Genomic DNA, 21,008 nt, shown 5'->3' with positions numbered 1-21,008 from the left:
GTTTTGCACCGGCTAGAAAGGCATAATGAAATTACCCTTAACAGAATTTTAAAAACCATAATATGAAGAATTTATTTACTATTACATTAATAATACTATTTGTCAGCTTTTTCCAGATAAATGCAATTGCCCAGGAAAAACATGGCAGCACCTTGAATCTTGGTGTAGGTATTGGCGGCTACGGCGGTTATTACAAATATGCCAACAGCACCTTACCTGTAATAAATATTAACTATGAGTTTGATGTTGCGAAAGACTTTACACTTGCACCTTTTGTAAGCTTCTCGACCTACGCTAAAGACTACTACAGAGATAACAATAATACTTACTATACTTATCGCGAAACAATAATCCCGATAGGTGTGAAAGGAACATATTACTTTGATGATATTTTCCAGGCAAACAAAAAATGGGACTTTTATTTGGCCGGTTCAGTTGGATTTGCAGTAGTTAACACACGCTGGGCTGATGGCTATGAAGGTGATAAAAACTACTACCGTAAAGGTAATCCCCTGTTCCTGGATCTGCATATAGGTACAGAATACCACTTTAATAACAAAGTAGGTGCCTTCCTTGACCTTTCAACAGGTGTGTCAACGATAGGACTCGCCATTCATTAATCAACTTTAGCCAGTGACATTCTAACCTGTTCTGCTGCTACATGCCGGAATAATACGGTAATTAGTGTAGGACAGGTTAAACTGGTTTAAGCCTTTTCATACCATACTCCTCAGGCAAAGCATATACCACTTATTATTTAATACTTTGCAGATAAATGAATTAATGTAGGAGTGCGTACGTCTTAAGTATAAATCATAGAACCCGATTTACATTATTTTAAAAGTTCTGATCTCATTGCTCATCACTTCAATTCAGGTTCTAATCACTTTTCCAGTAGCAGCGCCGTATCTTACTCCCGGATTTGAGTATGCACTTTACACAAACAAATGAAATTATATATCAAGTACATGGTGAGCGATCGCTGCAAAGCGTTGGTACAAAATGAACTTATAAACCTGGGCGTGCAATCAGAATATGTTGTTGTTGACCTGGGCATTGTTGAGATACACAAAGACATTACAGATATTCAACTCGAGCAGTTAAAAGAAAATCTTAACAAGGCAGGTCTTGAATTACTTGAGGACAGTAAAAGCAAGCTGATCGATAAAATAAAGGCGCTGATTACAAAAATGATCCATTCTTCGGAAGAGCAGCCGAAGGTAAATTATTCAGTATTCATCAGTGAGCAACTGGGATATAATTATAACTATCTGGCCAACATTTTCTCAGAAGTAAAAGGCATTACCATTCAGCAATTCATCATTATTCACAAGATCGAAAAAGCCAAAGAATTGCTTTTTTATGATGAACTCAGCCTGACAGAAATTGCTCACCGCCTGCACTATAGCAGTGTGGCTCATTTATCAAGTCAGTTTAAAAAAGTAACCGGCCTCTCCCCGTCCTTTTACAAACACATTAGAGAAAAACGAGATAGCGTTCTCGAAAACCTGTAACACTTTACATACTTGAAGAAGTATGTAAAGTGTTACTTTCATATTACCTCATCTTTGTACATTCTTTTTAGCACACTTCAAGCAAAAAGGATGTATGCCCATGTCTGCCCTATTTCGTGTAATGTTCTGCTTATAAGTTTAGGATGGACAATTGGAAAGCTGAGCGTGCCAATGATTTTCTGTAATACTTTATCACCCATTTTAAACTTTCTGACATGGTAGCGCCTCGACCTGAAAGCTCTGAAAATTACCTTAACTTCTTAAATCGCTTACGTTTGCCTATGCAACTACATAAACTAGAAACCGGAAACGCATCTTTTGACCATATTTCTCATGGCGGGTTGCCAGTAGGCCGAACAACGCTTGTAGCCGGTAGTTCCGGCAGTGCAAAGACACTTTTTGGTGCGCAATTTCTAGCGCTGGGAATTCTATTGTTCGATCAGCCAGGTGTATTTGTAACCTTTGAAGAACAAGTAGATGACATACGTGAAAATTTAAAAAGCTTTAACTGGGATATAGACACCTGGGAAAAAGAAGGGAAATGGACATTTGTTGATGCTGCACCAAAAGAAGAGATCATTATTGCTGTAGGCGACTTTGATCTGAGTGCTTTCAGGGTCAGGTTAGAGCGGGCAGTGAAAAAAAATAATGCACAACGTGTTGTTATTGACTCTATAGGGAGCATTTTCATGCAATTTCATGAAGAGATGCATTCTATACGGCGCGAACTGATCCAGGTAGCGCTTACATTAACACGATTAGGTACAACGTCTATCATTACAGCCGAAAGGCTGGAAGAATATGGCAGAATTACACGTTTTGGGGTAGAAGAGTTCCTGACAGATAATGTGGTGATACTTCGGAATGTGTTGTTTAATGAGAAGCGCCGGAGAACGATCGAGATACTGAAATTCAGGGGAAGCAACCACGAAAAAGGCGAAAACCCTTTTTCGATCAACCCCGAAAAAGCGATTGTAATTATCCCTTTATCAGCCATGAACCTGCAGCATATCACTTCCAATGAACGGGTTACTTCCGGGATAGCTACCCTGGACAGTGTGCTGAATGGAGGGTTTTATAAGGGCTCCATTAACTTGATTTCAGGTGCAATTGGGGCTGGAAAAACCTTACTGGTAGCAAATTTTATAAACGGAATCCGGGAAAAAAAGGAACGTTGCCTGCTGGTAGCTTTCGAAGAAAGCCACCAGCAACTATACCGCAACGCAACCAGCTGGGGGATAGACTTTAAGCAGCTGGAAGACAAAGGCCTTCTGAAAGTGATATGTCTTTACCCGGAAATATCTTCGCTGGAAGACCATTTTATTAACATACAGGAAGTAGTAAAGACTTTTAAGCCAGACAGAATTGCACTAGACAGTTTATCAGCACTATCTAGAGCGTCATCTGACAAGGGTTTCCGAGAGTTTATTATTGCCTTTACATCTTATCTGAAGCACCAGGAAATTACAGGTATGTTTACCTCAAACACCCCTTTACTGGCAGGCGGAACTTCGGATACGGAAGGTAACATCTCTCCTATCACAGATTCTATTATCCTGTTGCGCTATGTAGAGATGTCGGGACAAATGCAACGAAGTATAGCTGTACTTAAAATGCGTGGCTCTAAGCATGATTCATTGATCAGAAAGTTTTCTATAACAGATGAAGGAGCTAAAATAGGTAAACAATTTGAAGGCATTAGCGGCATACTTACTGGTAATCCGATGCTTATTAAGCTGGAATAGCTTTAAAATTCTATAGCAGTTTCAGCTGGTATAAACACCATTACTTTTAGCCAAATAACAACCAATGAGCATGCATGTATTTCAGCTCTTTATTAACGGAAATAGCCTTAATTCAATTGAGGCCGTTGACACTCTTCTCAAAATTTGTAAGGAAAATTTAAACGAAAACTATAAACTTGATATAATAGATATTCAAAAGGACCCTGATAAGGCAGAGGAAGCAGGAATTATAGCTATACCTACGCTTATCAGAATGGAGCCGACACCCATTAACCGTATAATTGGTGCTTTAAACGTACGAAGCCGGGTTTTAGCTGGCTTGGGTATATCTAGTATGCATGTCTTTAGTTAATGTTTACGGACAATGTAATGCTTTAAACTTGCGTAACATTGTCCGTAAAAATAATACCTCCCCTATTTAACTGAGACCTAACAAATCTCCCATAAAAACGGCCTCTCTTAGCAGAATCAATTTACCGATCTGCTAATCTAATCCTTTACTACTAAATGCGTAGTGATTGCTTCTGCAAATTCTCACTAAATTCATATTATAACATATAGTATATTAAAGGATGGGGATTGCTAAAAATAGCTGATACTTTAGCCAACATCCCTTAAATAAAATCGTTAAATCTTTATTGTGTTAACTCTCCTGCATTGTCTCTTTACTATGTAAGAGTAGTTTTTGGTTGAAACTAAAACAGGATCACATTTAGCAAGTAGCATTGCTAATGAGTTATTATTGGTTAAATAATGTTATAAACATCAAAATATTTAGATCGGCAATTATAGATATAGTAATAAATTCAAGTGAAAGTGAAACTGAGACCAATTTCTATTAACTCTGATTTACATTAAGTATAATACTGGTACATAAATAAAATCCCTGATCAGCCATAATCTCCCTCCTCTCACCTTCTATTTTAGTAAATTTTTATAACATGAGACTATGTCAAAACAGTACGTTTAGTTTAGACTATGATGCTGCATCAGACATATTGCATATTAATTACACTGATTTACAAGGACTTAGTTTATCTGATGTTATGTACAGCCTTCAACTATTAGTTGAGGCTATAAGAACGTACCAGGTTAAAAAATTGCTTCTGGATCTTAGCAGATCTATAATAGAAGTGAGTGATGACAAAAATAAGGCGATAACTGTACAATTTTTAAGTGATTTGATCTTAACTCAAGTTCAGAAAGTTGCCCGCATACAACGCGTTGATCCTCATGTTGAGAAAGTCGTGCAGACCAGCCTCGAACATCTTAAAGAAGTTGGGCTGATACCGTTTCAACTCCAGACATTTGCTAGTAAAAGTGACGCTATAGCATGGCTATTGGAAGAAACCGGAAATCTGGCATCGCAACTATAGTTACCACATGATACCCTAATTTTTGTATCACCTTTCATAAACTCCTCCCCTACTTGTTCCGAAAAAGAAACCAGCATTAGCCGGGTGTAAAACAGGAATCAGGTATAATCGAGAACACAATTCCATAGCCTTCCATCCTGAAATTTATTTTTTTGCTTGCGAATTAGTAAATTCAGGACTTCATCCGTAGTATAAATGTTCTAATTCTAGAACGCTTCAAAGAACTTAGCTGAATTCAAAACAGGCACTAATAATTCATTTTGTTCTATTTCAACAAATCGACATTTGTAAAATTTTCACTTTAGCCTATGGAATCACATTCGGGAAAAGAGGATCAGATGCATGGCTCTATCTTTGTTTTACTCAAGCGTTTCGTAGAAAGTAGTTACGATTTCAGCACCTGGCTAAAGCTATTGGAAGCATGTGGTATCGATCATTCTCCCTATGAAATGAATGAAATGTACCCGACCTCTGAAATTTATTGCATTCTGGATAAAGCAACTGAGAAAACTGGTATCCCTGCCATTGAATTAATGGAGCGCTATGGAGAATTTATGGTTCCTGACCTTTTTATGATCTATAACAGGTACATTAATCCGGAGTGGCGCACCTATCAGATGTTGCTTCATACAGAAGAAGCCATGCATGGAGCCGTAAGAAAAGAAGATAGCAGAGCAAGTCCGCCACTACTGCTGGTAACAAAGAAAGGTAATAAGCAGCTTATAGTCGATTATTATTCCAAACGCCGAATGGCCGGAGTTGCCATAGGGATCATCAAAGGCATTGCAAAGTACTATAATGAGAGTGCTTTAGTTGAAGTTTCACTGTGCACTCCTCCGGAAAATGAGAGAGTGCAAATTAAAGTTGACTTTTTAGAGTAATGCGTAAGCAAAACATTCGTGTTGCCCACCAGTCAGCATATATTCTGGTCATGTTGCTACTTTATTAAACAGGAGTTTTATTTTAAGTAGGTACAAAATCTAAGGCCGCTTTATCTATTGATAAAGCGGCCTTAGCCTAAAACATTCCTTTACATTAAACCGATAGATTCGTTACCTGTTTAATACAAGTTTCATGCTTCTACTACCTTCATCGGTGTTAAGCCTGATAATATAGAGGCCTTTATTTAATCCTCTGCTACTGACTTCTATTTTAGTAGCTACTTCCGCTTCAGCAGTTCCATCCCCAAGGCTTTTGATCAGTTTACCACTCGAATCATAAAGCAAAACGGTATAATGCCCGCCATTTTTGAGGGTAAAGCTAACTGTGGCCAGATCAATGAAAGGGTTTGGATATACATTGAAGCTAGCTTCTTCCACTGCTGCATGTAACGTTTGTTCTAACGTAGCACTAAGTCCGTCTGCAACTGTAAACACTGTACCCTCCAGTGTTTTTCCACTTGCCGTAACGCTTACTTTCCCACTGGTTGCACCTCCAGGTACTTTTACTACTAGTTGAGTAGTGCTGTAAGAAAGGACTTCTTCAACAGGCACACCATTGAAAGTAACTGCTGTCACATTTTCAAGATCTGTACCTGCTATCGTTACCTGCGTACCAACTGCGCCCACACTAGGATTAAGACCGGAAATTGCAGGTGTCAACACGGTAAAGTCTTGTTTGCTGCTCACTATACCATTCACAGTGTTTACAGTGATCTTGCCAGACGTCGCATTTTGTGGCACAACAGCTGCTATGGTGTTTTCATCAATCGGATCGAAATCGGCCATAACTCCATTAAAACGCACATTGTGAACCTCTGTTAGGTATTTACCATAAATGGTAACGACTGTACCAACTGTTCCAGAAGTTGGGCTGAATTTTCTTATCTGAGGCGAAAGCCCGGCTGTTTTCTTGATAACGTTTACCTTTATTGCTTCACTTGCCGATAAGCTTCCATCAGACACCGTAAGCGTGATGTTATAAGTTCCTGTTTGACCGCCTGTTGTATTCCAGAAGAATGTTCCTGAGGTAGCATCAAGTGTGGCGCCGCGCGGTAAGTTTGTAGCGCTGTAGGTAAGCTTCCCTGCAGGCAGGCCATCATCTGTCGCGATCAGGATAAATGCAAGAGCGCTTCCGGCTAATACAGTTTTGTCTCCTATTGCTTTTAGCACAGGTGCCTGGTTTGCTGAGCGTAGCGTTAAACTAACCAGCTGCTCAGTAGACCCTCCGTTACTGTCTGCTACCTTTACCTTAAACTTATACTCATTGTAGGCATGCCCTGCTGAGTTCCAACTAAATACACCTGTTGCAGCATTTATCGTTGCACCCTGTGGATAATTTTCACCTGCCAGGCTTAGCAACGAGTAAGTCAGCTGCTGCGCTGGAAGATCGGCATCTGAGGCTATTGCTGTAAAGCTAACCATGTCACCGGATGCGAAAAACTGGGCAGGAATCGTGGCTAACACAGGCAATTGATTCACCTCATTTACCTGAATTGTGATCTGCTGCTCGGCAAACAGCACCGGATTACCATTATCTGTTATACGCACTTTAAAAGTATAACTGCCTGGCCCCTGCGTTTCTGTAGGTGTCCAGTTAAATACTCCCTGCTGGTTAAGTGTTGCTCCCTGTGGTGCACCTTCCAACGCCAATGTCAGTAAGTTAGCCGGCAGGTCAACATCAGAGAAAGTTGCAGTGAAGGTATAAGGAGAAAGTTCATCAACGGTAACAGCACCAGGAATGCCGGAGAGTTGCGGCGCTGCATTTACTTCCTCTACTGTTAGTGTTAGCGTCTGCTCAACATACAAAACAGGTGTATTATTGTCTGTCGCTCTGATCCTGATGCTGTAACTGGCCGGGCCCTGTGCTTCGGAAGGGGTCCAGGTTACGGCACCTGATGCAGCATTAATGGTCATGCCTTCCGGTACAACTCCAACCAGGCTAAAAGAAACAACATCATCATTAACATCAGTAGCTGAACTCAGAAGCGTTAGCAACTCATGTTCGTTTACTGAAGTAAGACCTGTTACCGTTAGCACAGGTGCTCCGTTCACCGTAATGAACGTCTTTGTTCCTGGCACACTGTTATAATTATCAGCATCCTGCGGGACAAAGTATACAGACAATTCTCTGTTATTACCGGCTGCCAGAACAGTACCTGCTGCCGGACTGTAGGTGAAAGTACCCGGAACTGAAGCTACAGCGTTCAACTGCAGAGCGGAGAGCGCAGTGCCTTCAGCGATGTTGGCAGGCCTGTTCCAGCTAAGTCCAGGTGTCGCTTTCTGCACTGTAAAGCTTCGCGATACACTGGCTGACTGGTATGTCGCATCACCTGGCTGCGTTGCTTCTACAGTTATGCTGCCCGCGCCAAGTATGGTCAGCATATTGCCTGCTATACTTGCCTGGCCCGATACTATCCTGAAGCTAACCGGCAGCCCGGACGAAGCCGAGGCAGAAAGCTCAAATGCTGCGTCTCCATAAGTTTTGTCTGTAATGGATGTGAACGTGATCGTCTGAGCAATCTTATCCGGCGATGTAACCTGGAAAGATCTGTCTACAGACGCTGCTGCCAGGTAGTTCTCATTGCCGCTCTGCGACGCCCTGACAACCACAGTGCCTGTGCCTGTCATGGTCAGGGTACTACCGGTAATAGTTGCCGGTCCTGAGACAATGCTGAAATCAATGGTCAAACCAGAAGTGGCAGTGGCAGAAAGATCGAACGGAGCATCACCGTACGTTTTATTCGGGAGCGGATCAAACGCTATGGTTTGGCTTGCCTTTAATACAGTAAAAGTACGGGAAACAAGAGGCGCCGCTTTATAGTTTGCGTCACCATCCTGGTATGCTTCCACTTCTACTACTCCCGCACCACTTATACTTAGCGTTGTTCCGGAAATAGTTGCAGGACCACTTTTTATCCGGAAGCCTACAGTAAGGCCGGAAGATGCGGTGGCACTCAGCGAAAAAGAAGCATCGCCATACGTCTTATCCTGCAGTGCGGTAAAATTGATCGTCTGATCAGCTTTGTTTACCGTGAAAGTGGTGGAGATATCTGGTGCTGCGACATAGTTAACATCACCTGCCTGTTTGGCCGTAACGGTTACTGTACCGGCACCAAGTATGGTAATAGTGTTCCCCGTAATAGTGGCGATACCATCAGGAACAGTGCTTACACTGAGGCTTACCGGTAAACCCGAAGTGGCAGAAGCCAGCACCTGGAACGGTGCATCTCCGTAGGTTTTGTCAGTTACAGATTCCAGCGTAATGGTTTGTGAAGCCTTACCGATAACCAGGGTTTCTGTGCTGGAGCCAACATAGTCAGGATCTGAAATAGTAGCCACAATAGCGTAAGAACCAGCATTTACCGGCACCGTTGCACTTGCATTGTATGTCACGCTCGTTGAAATTCCTGCTGGATTGGTTGTTACTGTTACCGGCCTGGGTTGTCCATTGTATGTCTGGTTCAGGTTGCTAAGCGCCACAGTTGCCGCCAACGGACTAACCACAAAGGTGTTGCTTACTGGTGCTGCCGCGTTGTAGTTCTCGTCTCCTGCCTGGGATGCTACTACTTCAACCGTGCCTGCTCCTGTTATGGTTAGTGTGTTGCCAGAAACAGTTGCGGGTCCGCTCTGAACATGAAAGCTTACCGCTAGACCCGAGCTGGCGGTAGCATTCAAAATGAAGGGTTCATCGCCATACGTCTTATCCTCAATTTGCTCAAACGTGATCGCCTGGTTCAGCTTGTTACCAGAGTAGCTGATCATGTTTGACACAGGGCTGACACCACAGGAGTTTCTATAACTTACTGTGTAGCTTCCGTTTTCAGTGGCATAAAACGAGGAGCTGTTGGCAGAAACTATGATAGCTCCATTCAGGTACCATTGGTAATCTAAAACACCTGAACCGAGTGGAGCTGCAGACGCATACATCCAGCGTCCACTAGCTGTAATAACAGGCGTGGGTGCAGGCGCACTATCATAAACCGTAACGTATAAGGTTCTCACTTCACCCTCACCACAAGTATTAGCAGGCGTAACAGTGATCGTATGTGTACCAGCAGAGTTCCAGGTTATTGAAGCCGTATTACCGATGGAAGTAAGCGTACCTCCGCCCGAGAGCTTCCATGTATAGGTTACTCCTGTTTCAGGTGACACACTATATTCTTTCAGGCTGGTACAGGTATATTGATCACCCGAAATTCCGGATAATACTGGCAGCCGCCTGATGGTTAGGTCAGTTGCATTCGATGTGCTGGTATGCGTCGGGGAGCTGGCTACCACCCGTATGCGGTAACCAGTACCTGCAGCGGCAGCTTCAGGTATAGTTGCGCTTATAGTACCTGCTACATTGCTGGTGAGTGTTCCAATCATGACAGGGTTTGTAAAGCTACCTGCTGCATCAGACAATTGGGCAGTGAATATGTTGTTTGTCCCAAACGGTGCGTTTACAGTATAGGGCACCTCCACTGTCTGTCCAGCGCAAAGCTGATCAGTTATAGTACCAACAAGCACGTAGAGTTCCTGCGGCGACTCCACTACAAAATCACTGATGCTGGTTAAACTCCATTTCTTTTTGGCATCCTGCACCCGCACATACAGCTTGTGATTTCCGATGGATATTTCGTTCATATCCAAAGCAAAAGTCAGGTTAATTAACTCCGTGGCTGCAGTAATGGGAATATTTCTACCCTTTCCGTAACCCGGGTCACTGTCAACAAAATACTCTGCTTTAACCAGGTTGGGAAGCGGATCTTTTGTTGAAAGCACTTCTTTAAAGATGGAACGTACGTTAGTTTGCCCCCACCTGCCATTAGCGTCTTTAAAACGGGTATATAACTGGTGAAAGCCAGCCGGCACATTACTTATATCAGCCGTAAAAGCCAGGTTTGAAAGGTTTGAACCCGGTGTGATGGCAACGTTTGTACCTTTACCAAAACCCGGATCAGAATCAATAAAGTACTCCCCTTTTACGATGTTAGTATTTGAAGGCGTATTATTACTAAAGTTCTCTTTATAAAACGTGCGCACTGAGGTGGTACCCCAGTTCTTATTAGCATCCTTAAAGCGTACATACAGGTTATGGAAACCTGTAGGTAAATTCGTAATATCGAATGAGAAAGTTAGATTACTGAGGTCTGTATTCGCAGTGAAAGGAATGGTTGTTCCGTTGCCAAACCCAGGATCTTTATCTATGAAGAACTCCCCCTTCACAATGTTCGGAAGTGTGGGCGATCCGTCGAAGCTTTCTTTATAAAATGTGCGAACCGCAGTAATGGACCAGCCTCCCCTTGTAGCTGTAGCATCGCCTTCTGTAACTTGGTGCTGCTTTACCAGCGCCCGTACATACAGGCTATGAAAGCCCGGTAGGTATGTACTGATATCCACTGGAAAGGACTTCGAAATGTCCAGTCCTGGTGTGATGGGTATACTTTGTCCATTGCCGAAGCCGGGGTCATCATCAATATAATATTCCAGTTTTACCACCTCCTGTGCCTGTACCACGGAACCGTGATAGCAAAGGGCCAGCCACGTAAGCAGCCCCAGCAACACCGAGGATTTTTGTATATAATTTCTCATGTCGAATTTTTGTCAAAGTAAAATGAATGCTTTTTAAGCAGTTTGAGCAGCAGAAGCAGGCACAGCAGATCATAACAGTTACCATGCAAGCCTCAGCCTGCATGCAGAACAGGAAAATTCAGATCTGCCCCTGGCTTCTGTACCAGCAGCAGTCGTATGTATGATAATTAGTTATTTGATTTTACTTTGACCGTGACATCAATTGGATCGGTGCTGCTACCAACAGGCTGAGCTTCCATAAAGTAAATGGCCGGTATTGGCGGAATGCCAGAAAGCACATAAGGTGTATGGTTGCTGTACATACCGGCATCGATAGGGTTTGTGGAGGTACTACCATAACCAGCGCCTAAGGCAGGAGAGCCAACCGCCAGTTTCCACTGACCATCCTGTGAGACACCTGTGCCTGGCCCTACAAACACAGTACTCATGCTTACATTAGACTGATTTCCGTTTGTAGTACCAAATTGTGTGCTGTTACCAATGTTGTTGGCTATCATATTGCCAGTGCCTTCCAAGGCACCAAAAATCATTATATTATTAGTGAAAGTGCTGTTATAGGCTGTAAACTTTCCTTGCGTAAAGATATTATTTTGTATCAACGCTACTGTACCAGTATGTAGATTAAGAGCATCGCCTGTTGTATTCTCGGTACCATAGTTGGCTCCTACTCCAATATAATTATTAGCAATCAGCACTCCTGTTGAAGCACTACTACTTGAAATTGTCAGGCCGTAATTTTGAGAGATGACTATATTGCTAACAGGAATAGAAGAGTTAGACTGTTCATAATATAAGGCTACAGCACCAAAACCCCAATCTTGCTCTCCATTTAAAGTATTGAACTTATTACGTTTTATGGTTATATCACTTGCGAAGATACTAATAGCATTTGCATTAAAATCCAGTCCCATAATTACAGTGCCCTCAGAACCACTGTATAAATACATACTACTTACTTTAGCACTAGCCTGTAATGCCTGCGTATTAGCATTCTGTTCTAAGTAATAGCCCGGCCCTAGTATGACCAGCTTTTTAGTACTTTGTAACCCACCGTATTCTGTTGCAGATCCTTCCACATGTATGGTATCACCGGATGTGGCGCCATCATGAGCAGCCTGTAGTGTAGTAAAGTCAGCGGTAACACCGTTATTGTTGTTCACGCGCCAGATCTTGGCGAAAGCAGCTGAAGTGTTCAGCACCAGCAACACTACCATTAGTAGTAAAAAATTGTTTTTCATAGCTTATCAGTTAAGTTTTATATTTTGAATTATTCATATAACAACAGACATACTTTTGCCTGTTACCTTTAAGAGGTATCATAGTATATTACAATAACATCTAAATAGTAAAGCCTGAACAGCTTAACTTTATAGATTAAGAAGTGATATAAAAGAGGGTGTAGTTTAAGGGAAAACTACTAGAAAAGAAGGGCTAGTTTCCCAGCTTAAAAGATGCAGCGGCAAATAGGTAAATTAATTTCAATTTTTAATTAGTATTATTATACTTTAGGATGAGATTATTAGTTTATATTTCTACACTAATTTTCAATGCATTTACACAATAAAATGATATAAAAATACCATTCATTATAAATAACAGCAGTTTAACTTTATTTATAATGAATTATGAAACCTAATTGATGTTACTATTTAGGCTGCAGCGTCCGCTTTGGGTAAAGTAATGGTAAAGCGGGTACCCTCGTCCACTTTACTGTCTACCTTAATTGTACCACCTGCCCCTGTTATGTGGCTGTGGACCAGGTAGAGGCCGATACCTTTACTATCTGAATTATCATGAAACCGCTGCCGAAAACCGAAAAGCTTTCCATTAACCTTCTCCAGGTCTATGCCTTGCCCATTGTCCGTGTAAGTAATCACCTGTGCAGTTAAAACTTCAGTGGCCTCTATAGAAATATGAGGAGGGAAGCCAGGCCTAGCATATTTAATGGAATTCGTGATCAAATTCAGAAATACACTCTCCAGGTTAGCTCTGTTAAACCTAATGAGCTCTGTTTGTGAAAAGTCCGAATGAACAATAGCTTGTGCGGCATCAATCAACCCTCCTATCGAAAATAGTACGTTGTGCAGGCTTTCAGACAAACTTACTTCTTCTATGCCAGTATGCTCTTCCTGTTTTTCTGTTAAAACATCTACATAATTGTTTAAAGTTTGCTTTAGCTTATCGCCGCTTAACTTCAGGTAATTGATCAGTTTAGCTGTTGTAGGGTCAGTGATGTGAGAGCTGTCAATGAGTTTGAATATAGACAGCAGGTTATTTACAGGGGACCTTAAATCGTGAGAGGCAGTATAGTTTAATTGTTTGAGGTCCTGATTAATTCTGGTAAGGTTCGCCAGCATTAAATTCCTTTCCACCTCAAGCTTCTTTTTGTGGGTTACATTTTTGGCAATGGCAAATATCAGGCCTTCCTCCTCCACAGGAAGTGACGTCCAGGCCAGCCAAACTGTTTTCCCATCCTTTGTAATGTACCTGTTCTCGAAATTATTAAGTGGCCTTGATTTTATCAGCTCATTTCTGACAGCAGAAGTTATTTGTTTGTCGTCAGGGTGAACAAAGTCATTTATAGGACTAGCGTACAATTCCTCCATCGTGTAACCCAGCAAGTTAGAAACCGCGGCGTTGATCTTCTTAAAATAGCCATCATAACCTGCAATGCAGAGCAGATCAGGTGACACCTCAAAGAACAGGTCATACTTAAAAGCAGTTGCACTCATATTTAAACGTTCAGGGTGATAATGATGCTGGTATGGCAGGTACAACCAGATCAGCTCCTTGTTGTTACAGCAAGTGGCTTATTTTGAAATCTTAGGTTAAGATAAGCATTAATTAAATTCTATAATAACCTCAGGCTATTTCTTTCTCCGCCACCTCGGCACATTGAAAACCTTTGCCTGTACCAATGCCACAATCACTCCTGGTAAACCTGCGCATCACCTTACAACCCGATACCGGTATAACCCCCACAGCGCTGTTTTTCGTTTAAAAGGTACTGTGCTGCAGCATACGGAACGGCATTGACCTCATAAACTCCCGGAACAATGAACGAGCAGAAGCATAAGCACCACAACCATGCAACAGGTGCAAAGCAAAAGGCGGATACCAACGTTGACAACATCGAAGAAAGGTTAGAAGAGAAAACCATGCACGGCCATACCGAAGCCATGCACCAGGACACCCGCCACCACCCGCCCCACGACAAACATACCGGCCACGGAAAACATGAAGGCCACCAGGACCACCACCGCATGATGATACAGGACTTCAGGAAAAGATTCTGGATCTCCCTTGCCCTATCCCTGCCGGTCATTATACTAAGCCCGATGATACAGGGCATTCTGGGCTATACCCTTGCTGTGCCCTATAGCCTGTACATTGCCTTTGCGCTTTCCAGCATTATCTATTTCTATGGTGGCTGGCCATTTATAAAAGGGTTGGCAGAGGAAGTAAAAAAGGGCTCCCCCGGCATGATGACCCTGATCGGGGTAGCCATCACTGTTGCTTACCTCTACAGCACCGCCGTGGCCTTTGGCCTGGAGGGAATGGATTTTTTCTGAGAACTGGCGACCCTGATCGTGATCATGCTGCTGGGGCACTGGATCGAAATGCGCTCCGTGCTGGGTGCTTCAAAAGCGCTTGAACTGCTGGTAAGTATGATGCCCGACGAGGCGCAGGTAATACGAAACGGTGAAACAGTTACGGTTAGTGTCGAAGAACTTCACCAGGACGATATCATCCTGATCAAGCCCGGAGAGAAAGTACCCGCCGATGGCGTGGTTACGGAGGGTGAGAGTTATCTGAATGAGAGCATGCTAACCGGTGAAAGTAAGCCAGTGCAGAAAACAGTTGACAATAAAGTGATCGGGGGCTCAATCAACGGGAACGGTTCGCTGCAGGTACGCGTGCTGACCACCGGCAAAGACAGCTACCTGAACAAGGTGATCAAGCTGGTGCAGGATGCGCAGAAAACGAAATCTGAAACGCAGCGACTGGCGGACAAAGCGGCCAAGTGGCTGACATTTGTTGCCCTCACGGCTGGCTTCGCTACCTTATTTGCCTGGTGGTTACTGGCTGGCACCGAATTCGGCTTTGCCCTGGAGCGCATGGTTACAGTTATGGTCATTTCCTGTCCGCACGCCCTTGGCCTGGCCATACCATTAGTGGTTGCCATCTCTACGGCTGTATCGGCTAACAACGGGCTTCTTATCCGTAACCGCACTGCCTTTGAAAACTCCAGGCGCATTACTACTATTATCTTTGATAAAACAGGTACCCTAACCCAGGGCTCCCATGAAGTAGCACAAGTCGTTGTGTTCGACAAGGGTTATACCGAGCAGGAACTGCTTCGCCTTGCCTCCGGCGTGGAGCAGAATTCGGAGCATTATATTTCACAGGGTATTCTCAGAAGGGTAAAGGCAGATGGTATAGCCATACCTGCCGCCACCAAGTTTAACTACCTGCCCGGCAAGGGCCTGGAAGGAATTGTGGAAGGCAGAGATGTAAAAGTTGTCGGCCCGAATTACATCAAAGAATTTGGCGTGCAGGTACCCGAAAGCCAGGCCGAGGAAGGTGTGGAAACCGTGGTCTATATTATGGTGGATCAGCAAGTGGCAGGCTACATCACCATGCGAGACCAGATCAGGCCGGAGTCTGCGGAGGCGATCCGGATCCTGAAAGAGAATGGCATCCGGAACCTGCTGCTGACCGGTGATAACGAACGGGTGGCCAAAAGTGTAAGCGACAAACTGGGCATGGACGGATATATAGCCAACGTACTGCCCCACGAGAAACAGGAAAAGGTAAAAGAGTTGCAGGCCCGTGGAGAGTTTGTGGCCATGACCGGCGACGGAGTGAACGATGCCCCTGCCCTGGCACAGGCCGACGTTGGAATTGCCGTAGGCTCCGGCACAGATGTGGCTGCCGAAACAGCGGATATTATCCTGGTAAATAGTAATCCCCAGGACATTGCCTCGCTTATACTTTTCGGAAAAGCAACCTACCGCAAAATGATCCAGAACCTGATCTGGGCAACGGGTTATAACGTCATTGCCCTTCCTCTGGCTGCCGGTGTCCTATACCAGCAGGGTATTATGATCTCCCCTGCCGTCGGTGCCGCTCTCATGAGCCTGAGTACAGTTATTGTTGCAATAAACGCGCAGCTGCTGCGCCGGGAACTGAAGTGAAAAATTTGAGCATCGTTCAGAGTAGCTAACAGTATCCCACCGATGCAGGTGTAAGATGCCGCGGTAAACGCATGAACTGGTGGAGGTTGGTGAATCGAGTAAAAGTATGTTTTTTAAGATGGATTTATTTCTCTAATACCCAGGCGCGGCCCTCATCGTAGTCCTTAAACTCGGTGAACTCAAAGGGTAAACCTTCTATGTTTATCTTCCGTTTTATGTTTTCTGAACTCGTCTCGTTAAAAATATCCATCGACTGTACCCGTGCCATCCGTTTGATGTCAGTGGCAAGCGCTATAAATTGAGGGAACCATTCCCGGGCAGCCCAGCCCTGATCATGTAATCTCACAACTTTTGCCAACCGATAATCCCCGAGCCACAACTTTACCTCTTTCTGCCGAACTACATCTGAATACATTGCTAACCCGGCGCGGTACTCTTCGCTTGATGCAAATTTCAGCCAACGGGTTTCCACTAGCCCACCCTGGGAATAATATATTTCAAGATAATCGGACTTATAGTATAACATTAAAAAAATGGTTCCTTGTAATGAGAAAGCTGCCGGATCTGCAGCAAAAGAATGAAATGTATTTGATTTATATTGTAATTGCAACGTTAGCATTGTTGGTACTAGTAGCAAGTTTTAACTTATCAAAACTAGAGCAACTGGTTTATTGCTTAAACAGTGCAGATGCTATTATTCTTCCCTTTTTGCATCCGTATGGTCAAGGTTAAGAATAGGTAATTGAATATGAAATTTTACCGCCACTACCCGGATCACGATCACTGTTAAAGCAGCTAATACCTCCACTACAGGTATCAAAAGATTGAACTGGTAGCACAAAAAGAAAACGAAGCCTCCCGCAATGCATGCCAGCGCATAAATATCCTTTCGAAACAGCAAAGGTACTTCATTGATGAGCACATCCCGGATCACACCACCTGCAGTTCCTGTTAGCGCCCCCATCAGGATACACACCCAAAATGGCAGCCCCGCATCAAAGCTCTTTACTATTCCTACGGTAGTAAATAGACCGAGCCCCACAGTATCGAAAATAAACAATGTATTGCCCAGTCGGAGTAACTTCTCTTTAAAAAGTATGGCAGCGAACAGTGCCACCCCTGTAATGATCAGGTATGTTGCATCCAGCATCCAGAAAGGTTTTACGTCCAACAACAGATCCCTTATGGTTCCGCCTCCTGTCGCTGTTACCAGGCCAATAACGTAGGCTCCAAACCAGTCAATATTTTTGCCCGAAGCTAGCCGGATGCCACTAATGGCAAAAGCAAATGTTCCTAAAAGGTCTAAGACCTCAATTAAGCTAATCTCTGAGAAAATCATATTAAAATTATATCAATACTTGAGAGCCAGTTATGTAAATGGCTTAAGTTACGAGAAGGTTAGTACGAGGGCCAAAGGTATTAGAATTCCTGCCAAAACAAACCCGGAATAAAAAGGCTTTTACTGTTCAATAAATGTTAAGGTTTTTTTTATCGACTCATGTGAATCTTTCCCGATCCAGAATAAGTGTCCCCATTCGTTATCCAATACCACAAGCTTTGAATTCGAAATCATTTTATGAGCATATGCAGCGTGCTCAAATGGTACACTGTTATCGTTTTTGCTATGTATGATAAGTGTCGGACAAGTAACCTTTGAAATCAAACCAGGAGCAATCGTATGCTCTATATCAGTGATAAACCCTTGCTTAGAGTTGTAATAGTTAAAGGCAGTTAGCAACTCTTTAATGTCATTCTTATCAAGTGGATGACTTTTGTTCTTCGAAAACTGTGGGTAAAAATTAGTAGCTATCATTCCGGGAAATATTCCTGAGAACAACCTGGTCATCCCCCACACGAATTTCTCCGTTATCGGATCAAACAACTTTTTAGCGGTCTTGTAAATCTTCCCGTTTTTATCCAGCCACTCCTTTGAAACTGCAGATGCTAAAATCAGCTTCTCAACTTTATCCGGGTAATTGGCTGCCATTTCAATCGCAGTTAATCCCCCAGCCGAAATTCCATATACTATTACATTATCAACTGCTAAATAATGTAATAAAGATACCACCAGTTCTGCCGCCAACTTAGGGGTAACATTCATGTTAAGTGGCGTATTACCATACCCGGGGCGGGAAGGTGTAATGAGTTGGTATTTGCTTGTATCAAAGCCTTTATGAAATAGCGTTTCTCTGCAATTTGAGTGCCCCCCATGTAAAAACAGAACAGGCTTCCCAGTGCCAATCGTAGCATATTCTACTGGCCCTTTCGCTGTATGTGCTATTTCAATTTTCATACTCCAACCCGTATTACCGTGTCATTGTCATGCAGAGACAGACCAGGTAATTGACTATCCTTGTAAGCAGCAGTTTTCAATATCTGGTGTATACTATCCAGATACAGAAAGTGCCCCTTGTTTTCAACTATTCTTGTTTCAGCGCCTTTTATTTCACTACCTAAGTAATTCGCAAATTCAATCGGCCAGAGATTATCATGGCTACCATGCCATATAAGTGTTCTGGTATTTATTTGGTCTAATGGTATTTGGGTTTTAGCTGATAGTGCTAAGATATCAAAGTATGGGCCCAAGCCATATTCTCCATAGCTTTCCTTAACAGCAGTGGTGAAAACAGCATAATTCTCTGGCTTTTCTACCACCTGCTTATCTACACTAGGTAATGAATTAATGGAACGTTTTATTAATTCTAGAGGCTGTTTATTAAGCTTTCTGGCAATACTCAAAAACATTCTCTTGCTTAAAGAAGGAAGTATGCGATTGCTTGCTGAAATAATTTTCCACTTTAGTGGAAGTATTTTTCGGCTGGATAAATTGTAAAATGGAATTGCACTGCTAATCAGGTGAAGGCTTTCCACTTTTTTTGGATACTTAGATGCAAAAGCCTGGCTGTAAAGCCCTCCTGCAGACCAGCCAATTACAATAATTTTATCAATAGAAAACTTTTCAAGAATACGATCTACATAAGCTAGGTATTCAAAAATACTCTTGGGTTTGAAAAAATCTGATTTTGATGTTCCAGGACGGTTTATCGCAATAATGTATATACCAAGTTGATCAAGAGTATCTGAAGCAGGCTCAATACAGGCAGCTGAAGATCCTAACCCATGGAAAAATAAGACAGGATGGTTTTGCCTATTACCATAAATTACTATCTCAAACCTAATTGAATCAAGGACTACTTCTGCTGTATTTTTCATTCTTTTATTTGCTGCTGCCATTTAGCACACCTGGTCTACCCTTCCTAATCTACTTTTTGCAAGTACCAACTCCCCAATCTCAATAGTAAAAAGATAAATAGAGGCCATCTGCCGAGGCATGATGTGTACACGTGGTTGTGCCAAGTAAAACTTATTTTTCGGCCTTTTTGATGTACTCTATAGCTTTTTCCAGGTAAAGCTTTTCATTTTCAATCTTATCCTTTGTTAGATTTTCAAGTCGGATATCTGGCGCAATACCTTCACCTATTTTTTTATATTCAGTATTATTTCTGTCCACGTAATTTCCTTCGGTTAGCACAAGGTAAGCTCCGTCAGATAACTCATGCTCACTGTTTGCAGATGTTAGCCCTTGTGTGTTCGTACCTGTTAACATAGTGTTGCGTCTGCCGACAAAGGTGGTGGCTAAAATCTCACCTGAACTGGCAGTCTGTTTGCTGACAAGGACTGCTACTGGTTACTTTCTGTTTTTGATTTTGTACGGCTTTTCTGCCATGTCAAATACTAGCTTGTTATTCTCATATACCCGCCCTTTTTTATAAATCCAATAGGTGATTTTCCCGTCAGCATCCTTCCATCCTACGCATTTGTCTTTCTCAACGAAAGGACCAATGCCTGCCGACATGGGCACGGACATACCTCCATCATTTGCCCGTAGGTCAATTATCCAACCTTTTGGCTTCTGCTCATCCAGTTTCTTTATGGCTTTTTGAATAGAGGCTGCGTACTCCATTTGCTCTTTGATGTTGATGACGTCAAATGACGGAATTTGAATATAAGCGTATTTACTGTCAATCATCTTGAATTCAGGAGTGGGAAGTTCCATACCCATAGCTCTGTAGCCCTGCTTGTATGCTTCTATTTCTTCAGGTGGGAAAAATTTTGAGTGTTTGTCCTGTAGTTGCTCCAGCGCTTCTGCGATAATTGGGTATGTTTCTCTGATACTATGAACTGTACCTACTTTTTCTTTGGCATTGGTATAGAGGGTCTCCCAGTCAACTTTGTTTTTATTAACTGAGTGGGACTTCATAATGTCAAGAGCCTCGAAAACATAAGCTCTCAAAGAGTCAGTTTGGGCATAACTTTGAAAAAAGGCTGTAGAGATAAAGGTAATAAGTACTAGTAAGGGCTTTTTCATTATATGTTAAGTTTGTTTTTATTTAGCACAACGGTTTAGCTTTTTCATTCTATTGGTTTATATTTTCCTTTCTTAAAGAAAACGTTATGAAATTTTGGCGAGTTAAATACCAGATAAAAGCTCCAAGCACTTCTGTAAGTTGTCGGATTACTTGTCAGAATGTGGTGCGTTGGTTTTTCCATTTCAATAATTAGTCTATCCGAGCGGTGATTTTTGGGGTCAGTCGTTTTAACTGTCCCACGATATGTCTTCAATATTCTCTTCTTGTCTGTGACGTGAAAAAAGATTGAG

14 protein-coding genes and 2 pseudogenes are annotated in these 21,008 nt (G+C 42.6%); 8 read left to right on the top strand and 8 right to left on the bottom strand.

Translation table 11 applies throughout. The features are described 5' to 3' along the window. The first annotated feature begins 62 nt into the window (after nucleotides 1–62). From ACSX1A_RS06120 to ACSX1A_RS06095, 6 genes are all read left to right on the top strand, one after another. Entirely contained in the window at nucleotides 63–620 is a 558-nt protein-coding gene (locus ACSX1A_RS06120) for a hypothetical protein (RefSeq protein WP_439882739.1), read from the top strand. Between the two features lie 327 nt (nucleotides 621–947). Continuing rightward, nucleotides 948–1,514, top strand: coding sequence for a helix-turn-helix domain-containing protein (locus ACSX1A_RS06115; RefSeq protein ID WP_439882738.1), 567 nt, complete (start codon nucleotides 948–950; stop codon nucleotides 1,512–1,514). Between the two features lie 281 nt (nucleotides 1,515–1,795). After that, entirely contained in the window at nucleotides 1,796–3,259 is a 1,464-nt protein-coding gene (gene kaiC / locus ACSX1A_RS06110; RefSeq protein ID WP_439882737.1) for a circadian clock protein KaiC, read from the top strand. A 64-nt stretch (nucleotides 3,260–3,323) separates the two neighbouring features. Beyond that, a complete protein-coding gene (locus tag ACSX1A_RS06105) occupies nucleotides 3,324–3,611 on the top strand; it encodes a circadian clock KaiB family protein (RefSeq protein ID WP_439882736.1) in 288 nt (95 codons plus the stop codon). A gap of 589 nt (nucleotides 3,612–4,200) precedes the next feature. Next, nucleotides 4,201–4,635, top strand: a complete 435-nt coding sequence (locus ACSX1A_RS06100; protein ID WP_439882735.1) for a hypothetical protein — start codon at nucleotides 4,201–4,203, stop codon at nucleotides 4,633–4,635. Between the two features lie 308 nt (nucleotides 4,636–4,943). Continuing rightward, a complete protein-coding gene (locus ACSX1A_RS06095) occupies nucleotides 4,944–5,516 on the top strand; it encodes a heme NO-binding domain-containing protein (protein WP_439882734.1) in 573 nt (190 codons plus the stop codon). Between the two features lie 171 nt (nucleotides 5,517–5,687). Here the strand turns inward: ACSX1A_RS06095 and ACSX1A_RS06090 are convergent, their stop codons facing one another. Then, nucleotides 5,688–11,150, bottom strand: coding sequence for a putative Ig domain-containing protein (locus tag ACSX1A_RS06090; protein ID WP_439882733.1), 5,463 nt, complete (start codon nucleotides 11,148–11,150; stop codon nucleotides 5,688–5,690). Between the two features lie 26 nt (nucleotides 11,151–11,176). On the opposite strand from ACSX1A_RS06090, the gene ACSX1A_RS06085 reads away from it, so the two are divergent. After that, the gene (locus tag ACSX1A_RS06085) at nucleotides 11,177–11,314 is read left to right on the top strand and encodes a hypothetical protein (RefSeq protein ID WP_439882732.1); all 138 of its coding nucleotides are present in this window, start codon (nucleotides 11,177–11,179) and stop codon (nucleotides 11,312–11,314) included. Nucleotides 11,315–11,317: 3 nt separating this feature from the next. Here ACSX1A_RS06085 and ACSX1A_RS06080 read toward each other — a convergent pair whose 3' ends face one another. Continuing rightward, nucleotides 11,318–12,388, bottom strand: a complete 1,071-nt coding sequence (locus ACSX1A_RS06080) for a hypothetical protein (protein WP_439882731.1) — start codon at nucleotides 12,386–12,388, stop codon at nucleotides 11,318–11,320. Between the two features lie 411 nt (nucleotides 12,389–12,799). Beyond that, a complete protein-coding gene (locus ACSX1A_RS06075; protein ID WP_439882730.1) occupies nucleotides 12,800–13,882 on the bottom strand; it encodes a PAS domain-containing sensor histidine kinase in 1,083 nt (360 codons plus the stop codon). 324 nt (nucleotides 13,883–14,206) lie between these two features. Here ACSX1A_RS06075 and ACSX1A_RS06070 point away from each other — a divergent pair. Further along, nucleotides 14,207–16,348 (top strand): annotated as a pseudogene (locus tag ACSX1A_RS06070) (copper-translocating P-type ATPase). A 124-nt stretch (nucleotides 16,349–16,472) separates the two neighbouring features. Here ACSX1A_RS06070 and ACSX1A_RS06065 read toward each other — a convergent pair. The 5 genes and pseudogenes from ACSX1A_RS06065 to ACSX1A_RS06045 form a co-directional block, all read right to left on the bottom strand. Beyond that, nucleotides 16,473–16,874 (bottom strand): hypothetical protein, encoded by a 402-nt coding sequence (locus tag ACSX1A_RS06065; protein WP_439882729.1) that lies wholly within the window; start codon nucleotides 16,872–16,874, stop codon nucleotides 16,473–16,475. A gap of 168 nt (nucleotides 16,875–17,042) precedes the next feature. Next, nucleotides 17,043–17,687, bottom strand: coding sequence for a trimeric intracellular cation channel family protein (locus tag ACSX1A_RS06060; RefSeq protein ID WP_439882728.1), 645 nt, complete (start codon nucleotides 17,685–17,687; stop codon nucleotides 17,043–17,045). 120 nt (nucleotides 17,688–17,807) lie between these two features. After that, nucleotides 17,808–18,641, bottom strand: a complete 834-nt coding sequence (locus tag ACSX1A_RS06055) for an alpha/beta fold hydrolase (RefSeq protein WP_439882727.1) — start codon at nucleotides 18,639–18,641, stop codon at nucleotides 17,808–17,810. Beyond that, nucleotides 18,638–19,582: an alpha/beta fold hydrolase gene (locus tag ACSX1A_RS06050; RefSeq protein ID WP_439882726.1), complete on the bottom strand. Its 945-nt coding sequence runs from the start codon at nucleotides 19,580–19,582 to the stop codon at nucleotides 18,638–18,640. Before ACSX1A_RS06050 ends, ACSX1A_RS06055 begins: the two co-directional genes overlap by 4 nt. Before the next feature lie 130 nt (nucleotides 19,583–19,712). After that, nucleotides 19,713–20,609: pseudogene (locus ACSX1A_RS06045) on the bottom strand (S41 family peptidase). Between the last annotated feature and the right edge of the window lie 399 nt (nucleotides 20,610–21,008).

Origin of the sequence: Pontibacter sp. MBLB2868 (assembly GCF_051904785.1) — a bacterium.
In the GTDB taxonomy this organism is placed as follows: Bacteria; Bacteroidota; Bacteroidia; order Cytophagales; family Hymenobacteraceae; genus Pontibacter.
The sequence above is the reverse complement of the archived record's forward strand: the minus strand, read 5'-3'. Positions and strand labels throughout refer to the sequence as shown.

Bases quoted from the DNA above. Each gene is read 5' to 3' on its own strand.
- kaiC (WP_439882737.1), top strand. From the start codon at position 1,796: ATGCAACTACATAAACTAGAAACCGGAAACGCATCTTTTGACCATATT.
- ACSX1A_RS06080 (WP_439882731.1), bottom strand. From the start codon at position 12,388: ATGAAAAACAATTTTTTACTACTAATGGTAGTGTTGCTGGTGCTGAAC.
- ACSX1A_RS06055 (WP_439882727.1), bottom strand. From the start codon at position 18,641: ATGAAAATTGAAATAGCACATACAGCGAAAGGGCCAGTAGAATATGCT.
- ACSX1A_RS06065 (WP_439882729.1), bottom strand. From the start codon at position 16,874: ATGTTATACTATAAGTCCGATTATCTTGAAATATATTATTCCCAGGGT.
- ACSX1A_RS06050 (WP_439882726.1), bottom strand. From the start codon at position 19,582: ATGGCAGCAGCAAATAAAAGAATGAAAAATACAGCAGAAGTAGTCCTT.
- ACSX1A_RS06100 (WP_439882735.1), top strand. From the start codon at position 4,201: ATGAGACTATGTCAAAACAGTACGTTTAGTTTAGACTATGATGCTGCA.
- ACSX1A_RS06075 (WP_439882730.1), bottom strand. From the start codon at position 13,882: ATGAGTGCAACTGCTTTTAAGTATGACCTGTTCTTTGAGGTGTCACCT.
- ACSX1A_RS06120 (WP_439882739.1), top strand. From the start codon at position 63: ATGAAGAATTTATTTACTATTACATTAATAATACTATTTGTCAGCTTT.
- ACSX1A_RS06105 (WP_439882736.1), top strand. From the start codon at position 3,324: ATGAGCATGCATGTATTTCAGCTCTTTATTAACGGAAATAGCCTTAAT.
- ACSX1A_RS06090 (WP_439882733.1), bottom strand. From the start codon at position 11,150: ATGAGAAATTATATACAAAAATCCTCGGTGTTGCTGGGGCTGCTTACG.
- ACSX1A_RS06085 (WP_439882732.1), top strand. From the start codon at position 11,177: ATGCTTTTTAAGCAGTTTGAGCAGCAGAAGCAGGCACAGCAGATCATA.
- ACSX1A_RS06095 (WP_439882734.1), top strand. From the start codon at position 4,944: ATGGAATCACATTCGGGAAAAGAGGATCAGATGCATGGCTCTATCTTT.
- ACSX1A_RS06060 (WP_439882728.1), bottom strand. From the start codon at position 17,687: ATGATTTTCTCAGAGATTAGCTTAATTGAGGTCTTAGACCTTTTAGGA.
- ACSX1A_RS06115 (WP_439882738.1), top strand. From the start codon at position 948: ATGAAATTATATATCAAGTACATGGTGAGCGATCGCTGCAAAGCGTTG.